General features: G+C 68.3%; 15 protein-coding genes. 4 read left to right on the plus strand and 11 right to left on the minus strand.

All coding sequences use genetic code 11. The features are described from left to right. Positions 1–76 precede the first annotated feature (76 nt). Genes ACFE87_RS10425 through ACFE87_RS10435 form a run of 3 tightly spaced genes read right to left on the minus strand, consistent with a single transcriptional unit; the run spans position 77 to position 3,422 of the window. Entirely contained in the window at positions 77–547 is a 471-nt protein-coding gene (locus tag ACFE87_RS10425) for a secondary thiamine-phosphate synthase enzyme YjbQ (protein WP_375459559.1), read from the minus strand. Beyond that, positions 544–2,373, minus strand: coding sequence for a cisplatin damage response ATP-dependent DNA ligase (locus ACFE87_RS10430; protein WP_375459560.1), 1,830 nt, complete (start codon positions 2,371–2,373; stop codon positions 544–546). The genes ACFE87_RS10425 and ACFE87_RS10430 overlap by 4 nt, the downstream gene beginning before the upstream one ends. Beyond that, complete coding sequence (locus ACFE87_RS10435; RefSeq protein ID WP_375459561.1) at positions 2,370–3,422, minus strand: ligase-associated DNA damage response exonuclease; 1,053 nt, start codon at positions 3,420–3,422, stop codon at positions 2,370–2,372. Before ACFE87_RS10435 ends, ACFE87_RS10430 begins: the two co-directional genes overlap by 4 nt. Positions 3,423–3,519: 97 nt before the next feature. Between ACFE87_RS10435 and ACFE87_RS10440 the strand changes: the two genes are divergently transcribed. Beyond that, a complete protein-coding gene (locus ACFE87_RS10440) occupies positions 3,520–3,927 on the plus strand; it encodes a PRC-barrel domain-containing protein (protein WP_375459562.1) in 408 nt (135 codons plus the stop codon). Between the two features lie 36 nt (positions 3,928–3,963). On the opposite strand, the gene ACFE87_RS10445 is transcribed toward ACFE87_RS10440, so the two are convergent. The 6 genes from ACFE87_RS10445 to ACFE87_RS10470 all read right to left on the minus strand — a co-directional run bounded on the left by ACFE87_RS10445 (position 3,964) and on the right by ACFE87_RS10470 (position 9,644). After that, positions 3,964–4,296, minus strand: a complete 333-nt coding sequence (locus ACFE87_RS10445) for an AzlD domain-containing protein (RefSeq protein WP_375459563.1) — start codon at positions 4,294–4,296, stop codon at positions 3,964–3,966. A gap of 1 nt (position 4,297) precedes the next feature. Next, complete coding sequence (locus ACFE87_RS10450; RefSeq protein WP_375459564.1) at positions 4,298–5,020, minus strand: AzlC family ABC transporter permease; 723 nt, start codon at positions 5,018–5,020, stop codon at positions 4,298–4,300. 155 nt (positions 5,021–5,175) lie between these two features. Beyond that, complete coding sequence (locus tag ACFE87_RS10455; RefSeq protein WP_375459577.1) at positions 5,176–7,452, minus strand: xanthine dehydrogenase family protein molybdopterin-binding subunit; 2,277 nt, start codon at positions 7,450–7,452, stop codon at positions 5,176–5,178. 306 nt (positions 7,453–7,758) lie between these two features. After that, complete coding sequence (locus ACFE87_RS10460) at positions 7,759–8,055, minus strand: hypothetical protein (RefSeq protein WP_375459565.1); 297 nt, start codon at positions 8,053–8,055, stop codon at positions 7,759–7,761. A gap of 74 nt (positions 8,056–8,129) precedes the next feature. Continuing rightward, positions 8,130–8,591, minus strand: a complete 462-nt coding sequence (locus tag ACFE87_RS10465) for a molybdenum cofactor biosynthesis protein MoaE (RefSeq protein WP_375459566.1) — start codon at positions 8,589–8,591, stop codon at positions 8,130–8,132. A gap of 459 nt (positions 8,592–9,050) precedes the next feature. After that, the gene (locus ACFE87_RS10470; RefSeq protein ID WP_375459567.1) at positions 9,051–9,644 is read right to left on the minus strand and encodes a hypothetical protein; all 594 of its coding nucleotides are present in this window, start codon (positions 9,642–9,644) and stop codon (positions 9,051–9,053) included. 85 nt (positions 9,645–9,729) lie between these two features. On the opposite strand from ACFE87_RS10470, the gene ACFE87_RS10475 reads away from it, so the two are divergent. Then, complete coding sequence (locus tag ACFE87_RS10475; protein WP_375459568.1) at positions 9,730–12,381, plus strand: glucosidase; 2,652 nt, start codon at positions 9,730–9,732, stop codon at positions 12,379–12,381. A gap of 2 nt (positions 12,382–12,383) precedes the next feature. Here ACFE87_RS10475 and ACFE87_RS10480 read toward each other — a convergent pair whose 3' ends face one another. Further along, positions 12,384–13,292, minus strand: coding sequence for a sugar kinase (locus ACFE87_RS10480; protein WP_375459569.1), 909 nt, complete (start codon positions 13,290–13,292; stop codon positions 12,384–12,386). A gap of 133 nt (positions 13,293–13,425) precedes the next feature. Next, a complete protein-coding gene (locus tag ACFE87_RS10485; RefSeq protein WP_375459570.1) occupies positions 13,426–14,610 on the minus strand; it encodes a fumarylacetoacetate hydrolase family protein in 1,185 nt (394 codons plus the stop codon). Positions 14,611–14,751: 141 nt separating this feature from the next. Between ACFE87_RS10485 and ACFE87_RS10490 the strand changes: the two genes are divergently transcribed. Together ACFE87_RS10490 and ACFE87_RS10495 are read left to right on the plus strand one after the other, a co-directional pair. Then, entirely contained in the window at positions 14,752–15,825 is a 1,074-nt protein-coding gene (locus ACFE87_RS10490) for a tartrate dehydrogenase (RefSeq protein WP_375459578.1), read from the plus strand. 125 nt (positions 15,826–15,950) lie between these two features. Continuing rightward, the coding region (locus ACFE87_RS10495) for a Bug family tripartite tricarboxylate transporter substrate binding protein (protein WP_375459571.1) at positions 15,951–16,281 on the plus strand (331 nt) is incomplete at its 3' end.

Genomic DNA, 16,281 nt, shown 5'->3' on the forward strand with positions numbered 1-16,281 from the left:
CGACCGTGTTGACGGCCGCGGGGGCGGAGCGAGTGCGACCTCTACCATAGTCTAACCCGAGGTGGGTGCCCGCACTTTACGCTCCGTTAAGGTTGATGACGATTTCCCGCCGGTGCAGCCGGTCGCGGTGTTCGGCGAGGTAGATGCCCTGCCACGTCCCGAGCGCGAGCCGCCCGGCCACGATCGGGATCGCGAGCGAGACGCCGGTCAGCATGGCCCGGATATGGGCCGGCATGTCGTCCGGACCCTCCGCGTCGTGGACATAGCCGGCATGGCGGGGCGCAAGCCTGTCCAGCGCCGTCGCGAGGTCGCGCTGCACGTCCGGGTCGGCATTCTCCTGAATCAGGAGCGACGCCGAGGTGTGCCGGCAGAGCAGCACGGCGAGCCCGTTCGCGATGCCGCTCTCGGCCAGGAAGACCGCGACGCTCGCCGTGATCTCCGTGAAGCCCGGCCCGCGCGTTTCGACCACGAGCCGACCGAGAACCTGCCGGGTGACCGCGCCGGCCGCGAGGGTTTCGACGCGGGCCACGTGGCCCCGGCCCATCATGCTCGTCCCTCGCCGGTCGGGTGCATCTCGGTCTCGCCCTTCTCGAGAATGCGTTCCAGCGTCTCGAGCCGGTCGGCCTCGCCGGCCGGCTTGTCCCACCGGATGCGGTGAATGCGGGGAAACCGCATGGCGACCCCGGATTTGTGTCGCCCCGACCGCTGCAGGCCCTCGAAGGCGACCTCGAGAACGAGGCCCCGGTCGATTCCATAGGCGACCTCGCGCACCGGCCCGAAGCGCTGGGTCGTGTGGTTGCGGACGAAGCGGTCGAGCTTTTGCAGCTCCGCGTCCGTGAAGCCGAAATAGGCCTTTCCGACCGGCACCAGTTCCGGCCCGCTCTCGCCGTCGCGCCAGCAGCCGAAGGTATAGTCGGAATAGAAGGACGAGCGTTTGCCGGAGCCGCGCTGCGCATACATCATCACGGCGTCGACCAGGTAGGGATCGCGCTTCCACTTCCACCACGGCCCTTTCGGCCGGCCGGGCAGGTAGGGCGAATCCGCCCGTTTCAGCATGCAACCCTCGATCGCCTCCGCATCCTGTCCGGCGCCGGCCGAGCCCGGATCGGCGCGCGCCGCGGCGAGTTCGTCCCAGGTCGCGAAGGGGATCTGCGGCGAGAGGTCGATCCGGGGTTCGCCGAGGCGGGCGACAAAGCTCTCGAGCCGCCTCCGGCGCTCGTCGAAGGGCCGTTCCCGCAGATCCTCGCCGGCCTCGGCCAGAAGGTCGTAGACGCGAAGATGGGCCGGGTATTCCACCAGCATCTTCGGCGTCACGGCCTTCCGGTTGAGGCGCTGCTGCAGTACGTTGAAACTCTCAACCCGGCCCTCGCGCACGATCAGGAGCTCGCCATCGAGCGCGCCCTCGAAATCGAGCGCCTCGACGAGGTCCGGAAAGGCGGCCGAGACATCCTCGCCGGTGCGCGAGTAGATTCTCCGCACGAGCACGCCCTCGGCATCGCGGCCGGCGACAGCCTGCAGGCGGATGCCGTCCCACTTCCACTCCGCCCGGAAGGCGGTCGGGTCGAGCTTGGCAAAGTGCTCGTCCTCGACCGGATGGGCCAGCATCGGCGGCCGGAACGGGGCCGGGTTCACCGTTTCGGGCCGCCCGCCGCGTCCTTCCACCCAGCCGAACAGGCCGAGATAAGGCGGATCGAGCCCGTGCCAGCATTGCTCGATGTCATCCGGCGCGATCGGCACGTCTTGCCCGTCCGACAGGTTCGCGACCGCGGTCTTCGCCAGCCTCGCCGACACCCCGATCCGGAGTTCGCCCGTGATCAGCTTCAGGAGCGCCCAACGGCCGATCTCGTCCAACGCGTCGAGCCAACCCGCGACGAGGCCGGGCAGGTCGGCCTTGCCGGCATGGGTCAGGCCTTCGACGACCTCGGACAGGGCCGGGCTGTCGGCCGGGGGATTGTTGTGGCCGATGCCAGGCTGCCCGCGCGTCTCCGCCCCCTCCGGGGGCTGGTGACCACCCGAAGGGTGGCGGCGGTTCAAGACGTCGTGCGCCGAGCCCCCTCCACCAGGCTTCGCCTGGTCCCCCTCCCCCTGCGGGGGATGAGACGGCGGCCGCCACATCAGCGCGACCGTCTCGGACAGGTCGCCCACGTAATCCCGCGACAGCCTGAACAGGACTGGATCGGCCCGCTCCATCATCAGGCCGCGGATGAGGCCGGGCTTCGCGTGGCGGAAGGTGAGGGCACCGGTGAGCGCCGCGAGCGCGAAACCCCGTTCGGGATCGGGGGTCCGGCGGAAGTAATCCGCCATCAGGCGGATTTTGCCGTTGCGGCGCGGCTCGTAGCCGACGCGGTCGATGAGGTGGGCGAAGCGGTTCATGCGGCGGCAGCCGGCTCCGCCACTTCGTCGGCCTGCCCCTCTCCCTCCTCGTCGCCATAGCCCAGCATGTGCAGCGGCTTCGACCGGATGCCGCGGGACAGGCACCAATGGACGAGCGCGTCCTCCTGCCCGTGCGTGACCCAGACCTCCTCGGCGCCGGTCTCGAGAATCGAGCGGCAGAGGTCGTCCCAGTCGCAATGGTCGGAGATGATGAGCGGGAGCTCGACGCCCTTTTGGCGGGCGCGGGCCCGGACCCGCATCCAGCCGGACGCGAAGGCGGCCACGGGATCGGGGAATTTGCGGGCCCAGAGGTCCTGGATGGCGGAAGGAGGACAGAGCACGATCGCGCCCTTCAGGCTGCCGCGCTCGGCCGCGACCACGCGCGGCGTCTCGCCGAGCGGGATGCCCTCCTCCTTGTAGAAGCCGGTCAGCTTCTCCATCGCGCCGTGCAGCCAGATCGGCTGGTCGTAGCCGGCCTGCCGGAGCAGGGACATCACGCGCTGCGCCTTGCCGAGGGCGTAGGCGCCGACGATATGCGCCCGCTCCGGAAAGACCCGCACGGATTCGAGCAGCTTCTCGACCTCGCCCAGCGTGTCGGGGTGGCGGAAGACCGGCAGGCCGAAGGTCGCCTCGGTGATGAAGACGTCGCAGGGGACCGGCTCGAAGGGCAGGCAGGTCGGGTCGCGGCCGCGCTTGTAGTCGCCCGAGACCACGAGCCGGCACTTGCCCTGCTCGATCACGATCTGGGCAGAGCCGAGGACGTGGCCGGCCGGCACGAAGGTGACCATGACGTCGCCGATACGTACCACCTCGCCCAAGACCGCCTCCTGCGTCGCGCCGGCGAAATCGTCGCCATAGCGGATCGCCATGATCCGCAGCGTCTCGCGCGTCGCCATAACGTGGCCATGGCCCGAGCGGGCATGGTCGGAATGGCCATGCGTGACGAGCGCGCGCTCGACCGGCCGCATCGGGTCGACGTGGAAGTCGCCGGCCGGGCAATAGAGGCCCTGGGGCGTCAGCGTGAGGAGGTCGGCAGCGCGGGACGCCATGGCGCGAAGGTGGGCTCTCTCGGTCGCCCGCGAGGGCTGAGCACGGAAACCTTGTGGGGCGGCGGAAGTTTCCCTCCCGAGCGAACAGGAGGTGCACATGTCACAATTTTCGACGGGTGCTGCAGGGACGACGGGTGCGGGGACCGGATCCGGCGCGAACCCGCTGATCGAGAGCGATCGGGTGGAGGGAACCGAGGTCTACGGCGCCGACCGCTCCCATATCGGCTCGGTCAAACGGCTGATGATCGACAAGCAGAGCGGACAGGTCGCCTATGCCGTCCTGTCCTTCGGCGGCTTCTTGAGCATGGGCGAGGAGAGCCACACGATTCCGTGGGGCAAGCTCACCTATGACACCGAACTCGGCGGCTACCGGACCGACCTCACGGAAAGCCAGCTCAAGGATGCTCCCAGCTTCTCGCGCGACGAGAACACCAGCTGGAGCGACCGCGACAAGGAGCGCGACCTGCATTCCTATTACGGCGTCTCGCCCTATTGGGGCCTGTGACCGGAGCGATGTTTCCGGCGCCCGCGGGTCGGGCGCCTATCCGACCCACCAGGCGAGGAGCACGAACAGCGCCTCGCCGAACAGGATGGCCAGGAACAAGGACGGCCTGATCCGGAAGAATGCGACCCCGGCGGCGACTGCCGCGACGGATACCCAGAGCGGCACCGTCGCGAGCGCTGCCGGGGGCATGATCAGGATTTTCGACACGACAGCGGCCAGGAGCGTGAGGGCCACGATCCGGATCCATTGCAACGCCTCTTCGCGCTCCTCCAGGCCGCGCGACAGGAAGACGGCGGCGGACCGGAACACCTCGTTCGGCAAGGCGCCGACCATCAGGACGACGAGGTAGGGCCAGAGCGCCTCGATCATGTTACGGCCGAGTCGTCCGGCGATCGAAGCGGCGCCCGACGAGATACGCGGCCGTTCCACCGACGAGCCCGACCACGAGGATATCGAAGTCGCGGCCGACCGCCATCTGGGCGAGCGGCAGCAGCGCGAGGCCGAGCCCCACGGCGAGCCAATCGCCGACCCCGCGGGCGGCGCCCGTCATGCTGACCGTGAAGTAGATCGGCGTCAGGCAGAGGATCCCGGCCGCCAGCGGCCGCGGCAGCGCGCCGACCAGAAGGAAACCGGCCGCCGTCATGCCGGTCGAGACCACCATGCAGGTGAGCGCGAACGCCACGAAAAACGGCACGCGCTCCTCTTCCGGCATGGTCGGAAGGCGGCGCATGCCCTCGATCCAGGCCGTCGCGGCGACGAGATGGGCGAGGCCGAGCTGGGTCACGACCGACTGGCCGGGTCGGCGGAGGTAGGGCAGGATCGCGAGCGTCATCGGCAGAAGCCGGATCGCCGAGAACGCGACCGCGATGGCGGCGGCGACGAGGAGCCCGCCGCTCGCGAGCGCGGCATACATGATCAGCTGGGCCGGCGCCGCCCAGACGACGACCGTCGACAGCATCGCGGCCCCGATCGGGTGGCCCGCATCCCGAGCGAGGCTGCCAACGCCGAGGAGCGAGAATCCGACGATCCAGGCCGGAAGCCGCACCGCCTCCCGGATGCCGACCAGGACGGCGCGCTGCGCGACCTCGGTCATCTGGAGAGCGGCGGCCTCATCCCACGTCATTCCGGGGCCGCGAAGCGGAACCCGGAACCCATGGAAGCGCGCCAGACCAAAACCGATCCACCGTCGGTGCAAGCCGTGGGTTCCGGGTTCTCGCTACGCGAGCCCCGGAATGACGGATCAACGCCTTAGCCTGCGGCCACCCTCGCATCCCGGATGGCGCGCCAGACCCGGTCGGGGGTCGCCGGCATGTCGAACCGGTCGATCCCGACCTCGCGCAGCGCATCGACGACGGCGTTCATGACAGACGGCAGCGCGCCGGCGCAGCCGGCTTCGCCGCAGCCCTTGGCGCCGAGCAGGTTCGTCGTCGCCGGGACCGGACGGCTCTCGAAGGCGAAGAGCGGCGCGTCGCCGGCGCGGGGCAGCGCGTAGTCCATGAAGGAGCCGGAGACGAGCTGGCCCTCCTCGTCATAGGCGGTCCGCTCCAGCAGCGCCTGGCCGATGCCCTGGACGACGCCGCCATGAAGCTGGCCCTCGACGAGGAGCGGGTTCACGACCGTTCCGAAGTCGTTGACCATCACGTAGCGGACCACCTGCGTGGTGCCGGTCTCCGGGTCGATCTCGACCTCGGCGATGTGGCAGCCATTCGGATAGGCCGAGGGCGATTGCTGGTGGATGTGTTTGACGTCGAGCGACCGCGGCAACCCCTCGGGCAGGCTCACGCCCTGCCGAAGTTGCGCGGCCAGGTCCATGATGTCGATGCCCCGGTCGGTGCCGGCGATCAGGAAGCGGCCGTCGCGGAACTCGATATCGGCGACGCCCGCTTCGAGGAGTTCTGCCGCCAGCACCCGGCCGATGCCGATGACCTGCTGGGCCGCCTCCACGATCGCGGCGCCGCTCGCCATGATCGATTTCGAGCCGCCCGTGCCGCCGCCCGCGATGAGCTGGTCCGAATCGCCCTGGAGGAGGCGGATCTTCTCGAAGGGCACGCCGAGATGCGTCGACAGCACCTGGGCGAAGGCCGACCAATGACCCTGCCCGTAATCGAGCGTGCCCGTCAGGATCGTGACGTCGCCATCCGACTCGAAGCGGATGCCGCCCATCTCGTTCTGCGGAGGAGCCGTCACCTCGAGATACTGGCCGATGCCGCGGCCGCGGAACTTGCCGGCGGCCCGGCTCTCGGCGCGGCGTGCCTCGAACCCGTCCCAGTCGGCCGCCTCGACCGCCCGGTCGAGAAGCGCCGTGAACTCGCCCGAATCATAAGTCGTCTCGACCGGCGTCACGTAGGGGATCTCGTCCGGCCGGATGTGGTTCAGCCGCCGGAGCGCGACGGGATCGCGGCCGGTCTCGTGGGCGGCGAGGTCGATCAGCCGCTCCATGATGTAATTGCCCTCGGGCCTGCCCGCACCCCGATAGGCCCCGACCGGGACGGCGTTCGTCAGGAGGCATTTGATGTGCGCCGAGACCGCCGGGGTCCGGTAGGTGCCGACCGCGTTCTTCGGGATGTTCAGGGACGAGAACATCGGAGCGACGGGCGTCAGGAAGGCGCCGAGATCGGCCAGCCCCTCGATCCGCAGCGCGAGAAAGCGACCCTCCGCATCGAGCGCCAGCTCGCCCGTCACCTCGAGCCCGCGGCCATGGTAGTCGGACATGAAGCTGTCCGAGCGCTGGTCGAGCCACTTGACAGGCCGGCCGAGGTCGCGCGCCGCGTGGAGCACGGCGACATATTCCGGGAAGGGCGCGATCTTCAGGCCGAAGGAGCCGCCGACCTGGCGCGTCAGGACCCGGACCTTCTCCTTGTCGACCCCGAGCACGCCGGCCAGCATGCCCCGCATGCCGAAGACGCCCTGAGTGCCGGCGGTGATCGTGTATTTGCCTTCTGCCGCATCCCACTCGCCGACCGCGGCGCGGGGCTCGAGCGGGTTCACGACGAGGCGGTGGCTCGCGAGGTCGAGCCGGGTGACATGGGCCGCCGCGGCAAAGCCGGCTTCGACCTTTCCGGCATCGCCGAACTGGAAATCGAGGAAAAGGTTGCCGGGAATGTGATCGTAGAGCTGCGGCGCGCCGTCCCGCACGGCGTCGGCCGCAGTCACGGCCGCCGGCAGAGCGTCGATGTCGATCGCGACCGCCTCGGCCGCCTCGCGCGCCTCGACCGCCGACTCGGCGACGACGAAGGCGACCGGGTCGCCGACATAGCGCACGCGATCGAGCGCCAGCGGCCGCCGCTCGGGCTTCAGCATCGGCGAGCCGTCGGCATTCTTGAAATTCGTGACGTTCGGGAAGACGCCGTAATGGTCGAGATCGGCCGCGCCATATACCGCGAGCACGCCCGGCATCTCGCGGGCGGCATCGAGGTCGACAGTCTTGATGATGCCGTGAGCAAAGGGGCTGCGGACGAAGGCCGCATAAACCTGCCCGTTGACCGAGACGTCGTCCGTGTAGCTCCCCTCGCCGCGGACCAGCATCGGATCCTCGCGCCGGTGCACCGGCTGGCCGATCCCGAATTTCGATTCCGCCCCGAGTCCCGCGCCGCCTGAACGATCGGACACGTCGGCGGGACGAGGACGGGACGAGGCGCCGTTCAGCATGAGGGTGGACCGTATTCGAGAAGGGAGTGACGCCACAGAAACACGGCCGCGCCGAAGCGGCAATCGCCTGCAGCGGCATCCCGCCATGCGGCGCCTGCGGGCCGCCGCATGGGTTGAGAGGAGCGGCTCGGCCCGGAGCCGTCTCCGGGCTACGGACCCGGCCGGCGTCCGGCGCGACCCGGCTTAGTATCCGTAAGGACGCACCCTGACGTTGCCGCGGTAGGAATAGGGGTAATAGCCGCCGCGGCGCTCAGCTTCGATGCGGTCGTAATACCCTTCGCTCGGATGCGAGATGCGGTTGCGGCCATAGGCGTAGTCGCCGCCCGGCTCGATGAAGCGCGGATTTTTCTGAGCATCGTTGAGATAGGAATCGCCGGCGTCGGATCCACCGCCGCGGCGAGCTTCGGCCGGCGTGGCAAAGGCGAGGCCGGTCGCGATCGCGGCAGCCATGGTGGCCTGGACCATCAAACGTGTCGACATGTCGTCTCTCCCGAGCACGGATCGGCTGACAATGGGTTCAGACGGGATAAGCCCGAGGGGGCGATCCGGTTCGATCAGGCCTGCTGCCACGACGCCGCGGCGTCCTCGTCCGTGCTCTTCGCCGCAACCCATTCGCCGAGCGTGCCGTCGGAGAGATGCTCGCGCTTCCAGAACGGCGCCCGCGTCTTGAGCCAGTCCATCAGGAACCCGGCCGACGCGAAGGCCGCGTCGCGATGCGACGAGGCGGTCGCGACGAGCACGATCCGGTCGCCGGGTCGAACCAGCCCGTAGCGGTGGATCACGGTCGCGCCCAAGAGCGGCCAGCGCCGGCCGGCCTCCTCCACCACCCGCCTGACCTCTTCCTCGGCCATGCCGGGATAATGTTCGAGCTCGAGCGCCGAGAGCCGGCCGCCCTCGTCCCGGCACAATCCGACGAAGCCCACCACCGCGCCTGCCTCGGGCCGGCCCTGGGTCAGGGCCTCGATCTCGAGGGCGAGATCGAAATCGTCCTGCTGGATGGCGATGGTGGGGGTCATGCTGGTGAGGGTGCGACGGAGGGGACGGGTTGGCAATACACGGCCCTGCGCCGCGGGCTGGTGACAAGGCAAACTGGAATTGCGGCTCGCCTACTGCGTGTGCTTCAGTGGAGATGCACGCAGTCGGGAAACACCTATGGCTCAGAAAGCGAACCAAGTCACAGAAACCGAAATCGGCTTGGCTGCACTCCAGATTGCGGCCGATAGGCCGAATGGGGTCGCGAGCATGGACGATCTGAAGCAAGGGATGCACACCTACGTGCAACTCTCAGTGGACGATCAAACGCAATCAGAGACCCGCCCCAACGAGGAGATGTGGGAGCAGAAAGTGAGAAATCTCGTCTCTCACAGGACAACACCCGGCAACATCATTGCGGAAGGGTTTGCCGAGTACTTGCCTCGAGAAGGCATTCGTATAACGGAATCGGGCCGTCTACATCTAAGCAACTCTAGAGCTTCCTAGATATGTCGGGCCTTGTATCCGGGCTTGAACCACCTGAGTTCTGTCCCGCCTGGGGCGTCCTTGTCCCACACCATCCATGCGTAGGCTGTGGTGCCCGTCCCTTTCTGAACTGCCCCAGCGGGGTAGAATGTGATGCGCTCGCTGAAAACCCAGACTCGGTTCGGAGGGGCTTTGGCGAAGATCGTGTTCGCGCGATTTGCTCCCTCCAGGAATGCGAGCCGGAGCAATAGGGCGAACTTGCGCTTGGAGCATTCCACCCCGCTACGCACGAATCCTTCCGCAGCGTTGTAGGGCGGGTTAGTGACGATGTTATCTGACCGACGCTTAGGTTTTAGAAAGTCCTTGCCCGCTTCACCATATCCCCGGTCAAATAGGTCGGAGCTGATCACCTTACGCCCGGTCGTTTCCAAGACGCGGGACATAGCGCCATCTCCGCAGGCGCTTTCCCAAATGTCTCCAGAAAAACTCTCGTTGTCGATCAGGGCGTGAGTTGCCCACGCCGGAGTAGGGAAGTAGTCGGGACCGTCTAGGTCCGCAAACCGCTTCATGGTCGGTTTGAAGCCGCCGTTCAGATTGTAGGTAGTGTCCATAATACGGTAGTATTAGAATCCTATGATTCACAAACAGTTAACAGGGCCGTGACCATGCGGCGTAACGACTCACGTCGGGATCGGCATGCCGCAATCAGAATATTCACCACTCGACCCCGAGCGCGAGCGCCTCGCGGAACAGGATGCCGGGCGCGAGCCCTGGCGGCTGTGGGGCCCGTATCTCAGCGAACGGCAATGGGGGACGGTGCGGGAGGATTACAGCGCGGGCGGCGACGCCTGGTCCTACCTGCCGCACGACCATGCGCGCTCGCGGGTCTATCGCTGGGGCGAGGACGGGATCGCCGGGATCAGCGACGACCGCCAGCTCCTCTGCTTCGCGCTCGCCCTCTGGAACGGGCGCGACCCGATCCTGAAGGAGCGCCTGTTCGGCCTCACGAACCAGGAGGGTAATCACGGCGAGGACGTGAAGGAGCTGTCCTGGCATCTCGATGCCACCCCGACGCATTCCTACCTGAAGCACCTCTACAAACACCCGCAGGCGGCCTTCCCCTATGCCGCGCTCGTGGCCGAGAACGCCCGGCGCGGGCGAGACGATCCGGAATACGAGCTCCTCGACACCGGCATCTTCGACGAGAATCGCTATTTCGACGTCACGGTCGAATACGCGAAGGAGGGACCGGACGACATTCACGTCCTGATCACCGTGTCGAACCGGGGGCCGGACGCGGCCGGGATCCACGTGCTGCCGCAGCTCTGGTTCCGGAATTGCTGGTCGTGGCGGCCTGGCATGATCGCGCGTCGGCCGCACCTCGCCCCGGCGCCCGACGGGCGAGCGATCCGGGCTGACCATCCCTGGCTCGACCCCTACCATCTCGCGGTCGAGGGGAATCCGGAGCTTCTGTTCTGCGAGAACGAGACGAATGCCCGCCGGCATTTCGGGATGGCGGACGCGAAGGGGCCGTTCAAGGACGGCTTTCACGCCGCAATCGTCGATGGCGATCGCTCCGCCGTCGCTTCCTCCGGCACCAAAAGCTGCGTCCATCATAGGCTCGTGGTGCCGGCCGGCGGCGAGGTCACGATTCGTCTCCGGCTTTCCGCCGGCGAGGCCGAGAAGCCGGTCGATTCGGCGGACGCCATCATCCGGCAACGCCGCGCTGAGGCGGACGCGTTCTACGCCGTCGTTCAGGCCGGGATCGCGAATCCCGACGCTCGCGCCGTGCAGCGACAGGCCTTCGCCGGCATGATCTGGTCGAAGCAGTTCTACCGGATCGACGTCCGGCGCTGGCTCGACGGCGACCCGCTTCAGCCCGCGCCCCCGCCCGAGCGCCTGCGCGGCCGGGGTTCGAACTGGCGCCACCTCAACGCGGCCGACATCCTGTCCATGCCGGACAGCTGGGAATATCCCTGGTTCGCGGCCTGGGACCTCGCCTTCCACTGCCTGCCGCTCGCCCTCATCGATCCGGCCTTCGCCAAGGACCAGCTCGTGGTCCTGACCCGCGAATGGTACATGCATCCGAACGGCCAGCTTCCCGCCTACGAGTGGGAATTCGGCGACGTGAACCCGCCGGTCCATGCCTGGGCGACGTGGCGCGTCTTCGAGATTGACCGCGAACGGCGCGGCGACCGGGGCGACATCGCCTTCCTGGAGCGCGTCTTCCACAAGCTGATGATCAACTTCACCTGGTGGGTGAACCGCAAGGACGCGGGCGGCCGCAACGTCTTCCAGGGCGGGTTCCTCGGGCTCGACAATGTCGGGGTGTTCGACCGCTCGAACCCGCCGCCCGCCGCAGGCCGCGTGAACCAGGCCGACGGCACGGCCTGGATGGCCATGTACGCCCTGAACCTGATGCGGATCGCGCTCGAACTCGCCACGCACAACCCCGTCTACGAGGACGTCGCGACGAAGTTCTTCGAGCATTTCCTGCTGGTGGCCGAGGCCATGACGGCGATGGGCGAGGACGGGCTCGGCCTGTGGGACGAGGAGGATCAGTTCTTCTACGACGAGCTCGACCTGCCGGACGGCCGCAAGCTGCCGCTCCGGCTCCGCTCGATCGTCGGCCTCGTGCCGCTCTTCGCCGTCGAGGTGATCGAGCCCGCGACCCTCCAGCGGCTGCCCGATTTCGCGCGGCGCATGGACTGGGTGCTGAAGAACCGCCCGGAGCTCGCCGCGCTCGTCTCACGGTGGCAGCAGCCGGGGCTCGGCGACCGCAAGCTCCTCTCGCTGCTCCGCGGTCACCGCATGAAGGCGCTCCTGCGCCGGATGCTGGACGAGACCGAATTCCTGTCGCCGCACGGGATCCGGTCGATGTCGCGGATCTACCGCGACCAGCCCTATCACCTGCCCGATCTCGGCACGCCGCTCACGGTGCGCTACGTGCCGGGCGATTCCGATTCCGGCCTGTTCGGCGGAAATTCGAATTGGCGCGGCCCGGTCTGGTTTCCACTCAACTTCCTGCTGATCGAGTCGCTCCGCCGCTTCCACAGCTATTACGGCGACGAGTTTCGCATCGAATGCCCGACGGGCTCGGGCACATACCTCACCATCGACGCGGTCGCGGACGAGCTCGCACGGCGGCTGACCGGGCTGTTCCTGCGGGACGGCGCCGGATCACGTCCGGTCTATGGCGATCGGGCCAAGCTCCAGCACGACCCGCATTTCCGCGACCTCGTCCATTTCCACGAATTCTTCCACGGCGACACCGGCCTGGGCCTCGGCGCTTCGCACCAGACCGGCTGGACCGGGCTGGTCGCAAACCTGCTCCAGCCGCGCCCGTAGCCTCAGGCGACGGCCATCCGTTCCCGCTCACGGAACTCCGCCGTGATCCGGTCGATGTCGCGGAGGTCGGGCAGGCTGCGCTCGTTGCCGAGATGCTGGACGGCGTAGCTCGAGGCGGCTCGGGCGAAGACGAAATGGTCCTGCCAGAGCAGGTCGGGGCGGGCCAAGTACGAATACATGTAGGCGCCGTGGAAGATGTCCCCGGCGCCGTTCGTATCGATGACCCGTTCGGGCGGAACCGCGAGGGCGGGCAGGTGACGGCGCTCGCCGGTCTCGTCGTACCAGACCATGCCGGACGCGCCCTGCGTGACGCCGCCGATGCGGCAGCCGCGCGAGGCGAGATAATCCAGCATCCCGGCCGGCGAGAGGTCCATCTGCTCGCAGAGCCGCTCCGCCACGATCGCGACGTCGATCAGTTCGAGCAGCTCATGCGTGTTCGACCGAAGCCCGCCGCCATCGAGCGAGGTCAGCACCCCGGCCTCGCGAAAAATCTTGGCGTAGTGGATCGCGGCATCCGGCTGGTGGCCGTCGAGATGCAGCGCCCGCGCCCCGTGCAGATGCAAAGGCGGCACGGGATGGAGATAGTCGTCGTCGCGGCAGCGCACGATCGCGCGCCGGCCGCCGCGCGGCATGATGAAGGAGAGCGAGGATTCCCGCACCTTCCGGTGGTGGACCGAGATTGTGTAGCGCGCCGCCATGTCGACGAACATGCGGCCGAGCCAGTCGTCGGCGACCGAGGCCAGGAGGTCCGGCGCGATGCCGAGTTTCGCGCAGCAGAAGGCGGCCGTGACCGCGTTTCCGCCGAAGGAGATGGCGTATTCGTCGGCGACGAGCTTGTCGTCCCCGGTCGGGATCGTGTCGGTCAGGAAGGTGACGTCGATATAGGCCTGGCCGATGAAGAGCGCGTCCATGAAGGTCCCCCGCCTGCATCATGACCGCCGGAAGCAGCCGCGCCAACCTGTCCTGTCCGCTCACCCCGGCGGAAGCCGGGTCCAGTCTGGACGTTTGCGGGATCCCGGCTTTCGCCGGGATGAGCGGATGGCATCATCCTGCCCGGAGCAGGCCTCGTCCGGCGAGGTTTCGCAGGAGGTGTGAGACCCCGAAGGTCCAGGGCGGGCATTCGTCCGTGTGGCGCATCCGGTTCACGAGCCGGCCGAGCTGCGGCGAGGAAATGGTGACAATGTCGCCGACCTTGTGGGTGAAACCCTGGCCGGGCTCGTCGCGATCCTCGCTCGGCGCGAAGAGCGTGCCGAGGAAGAGGACGGCGCCGTCCGGATATTGGTGGTGCCGGCCCATCATCTGCCCGACGAGGTCGACCGGATCGCGGCTGATGCGGCTGATGCTGGAGAAGCCCTCGAGCCGATAGCCTTCCGGGCCCTCGACCAGGAGGTCGACCCGCATTCGCCGGACGTCGTCGAGCGAGAAGCCGTCGTCGAAGAGCCGCAGGAAGGGGCCGATCGCGCAGGAGGCATTGTTGTCCTTCGCCTTCGACAGGAGGAGGGCCGAGCGGCCCTCGATGTCGCGGAGGTTGACGTCGTTGCCGAGCGTCGCGCCGACGATGCGGCCGGCCGAGGACACGGCGAGCACGACCTCGGGCTCGGGGTTGTTCCAGGTCGAGCTGGGCAGGATGCCGGCATCCTGGCCGGTCCCGACCGAGGCCATCGGCTGGCATTTCGAGAAGATCTCGGCATCCGGCCCGATGCCGACCTCGAGATACTGGCTCCAGGCGCCCTTCTCGATCAGCACCTGCTTCAGGTGCATGGCCTCCGGCGAGCCGGGCTTCAGCTTGGCGAAGTCCTCGCCGACGAGCCCGACGATTTCCTCGCGGATCGCGGCCGCCTGGTCGGGATTGCCGCGCGCGCGCTCCTCGATGACCCGCTCCAGCATCGAGACCGCGAAGGTGACGCCGGCTGCCTTCACGGCCTGCAGATCGAGCGGCGCGAGAAGCCAGGGCCGCCCCGTGTCGCGGCCGTCGAGCGGCGTGTTGCGCAGCACGGATGCGACATCGGCGAAGGCCACGCCGCGCGCGGCCTTGAGGGCGGCGGCCGGGTCCTCGGCCTCGCAGAGATCGCGGACCGTCGGGATGCTCTCGGTCACGTCCTCGAGCCGACCCGCCCGGACGCGCACGACGGAGGGGCCGGTCCCGGGCCGCCAGACCCGCCCGACGAGCGTCGCGGAGGCAGCATCCTCCGGCAGGGTCGTGTCCTGGTTCAGCACGAGTTCGGCCATGTCGCCTCCCGCGGCCTCTCACGGGCCGTCCGGCCTGCATCGCCAACGGGGCCGGGTCGTGTCAACGGCCGGCTGTCGCGGACAATCGACGGCGCCGTCCGGATTTGCTAGCGGCCAGGACCCTCGTCGGAGCCGGCCATGATGAAGACCTACAGGATCGCGGCCATTCCGGGCGACGGGATCGGCCAGGAGGTGATCGCGGCCGGGATCGAGGTGCTGGAGGCTCTGGCGGAACGCAGCGGCTTCGGCCTCGGCTTCGATCATTTCGACTGGGGCTCGGACTATTACAAGCGCCACGGCATCATGATGCCGGCTGATGGGCTCGACGCGATCCGGGGCCACGACGCGATCTTCTTCGGCGCCGTCGGGGCGCCCGACGTGCCGGACCACGTCACGCTCTGGGGCCTCCGCCTCGCGATCTGCCAGCCCTTCGACCAATACGCCAATGTCCGGCCGACCCGGATCCTGCCCGGGATCACGAGCCCGCTCCGGGCCGTCACGGGGCCGGAGCTCGACTGGGTGATCGTGCGCGAGAATTCCGAGGGCGAGTATGCGGGCGTCGGCGGCCGGGTCCATCGCGGGCTGCCCGAGGAGGTCGCGACCGACGTCTCGGTCATGACCCGGGCCGGCGTCGCCCGGATCATGCGCTACGCCTTCCGGCTTGCGCAGTCCCGCCCGCGAAAACTCCTCACGATCGTCACGAAGTCGAACGCCCAGCGCCACGCCATGGTGATGTGGGACGAGATCGCGGCGGAGATCGCCCTCGAGTTTCCTGACGTCACGACCGACAAGATGCTGGTCGACGCGATGACCATGCGGATGACGATGCGGCCGGAGACGCTCGACACGATCGTGGCGACGAACCTCCACGCCGATATCCTGTCCGACCTCGCGGCCGCGCTCGCCGGCTCGCTCGGCATCGCGCCGACAGGGAACATCAACCCGGAGCGGACCTTCCCGTCGATGTTCGAGCCGATCCACGGTTCGGCCTTCGACATCACCGGCAAGGGAATCGCGAACCCGATCGGCACCTTCTGGACCGCCACCATGATGCTGGACCATCTCGGCGAGCCTGTGGCGGGTCAGCGACTGATGCGGGCGATCGAGCGGGTCACCGCCGATCCCGCGCTGCACACGCCCGATCTCGGAGGGCCCGCGACGACCCGGCAGGTGACGGATGCCGTGATCGGGGCGATCCGGGGCGACAACGCTTAGCCAACTACGTCGTCATGGCCGGGCTGGTCCCGGCCGCCCGGCTCTGAGCGGCTATCCTAAGATCGGGGTGGCCGGGACAGGCCCGGCCGTGACAACCTGAGAGACGTCGGGGGAAACAACACACCATGAAGCTCATCATCGCGGCGCTCGCCGCCGCACTCGCCGCGACAGGCGCCTCCGGCCAGACCTATCCGCAGCGCCCGATCACGCTCGTCGTGCCGTTCTCGGCCGGCGGCACGACCGACATCATCGCCCGCATCATGGCGGACGACATGTCCCGCACCCTCGGCCAGCAGGTCGTCGTCGAGAATACGGTCGGGGCCGGCGGCACGGTCGGGGCCGGGCGGGTGCAGAAGGCGGCGCCGGACGGCTACACGCTGCTCATGGGCAATCTCGGCACCCAGGCCGCGAGCGTCGGGCTCTATCCGAAGCTCGCCTATGATCCGCGCACCGATT

The sequence above is a fragment of the uncultured Enterovirga sp. genome (assembly GCF_964242715.1).
Taxonomy (GTDB): Bacteria; Pseudomonadota; Alphaproteobacteria; order Rhizobiales; family Beijerinckiaceae; genus Enterovirga.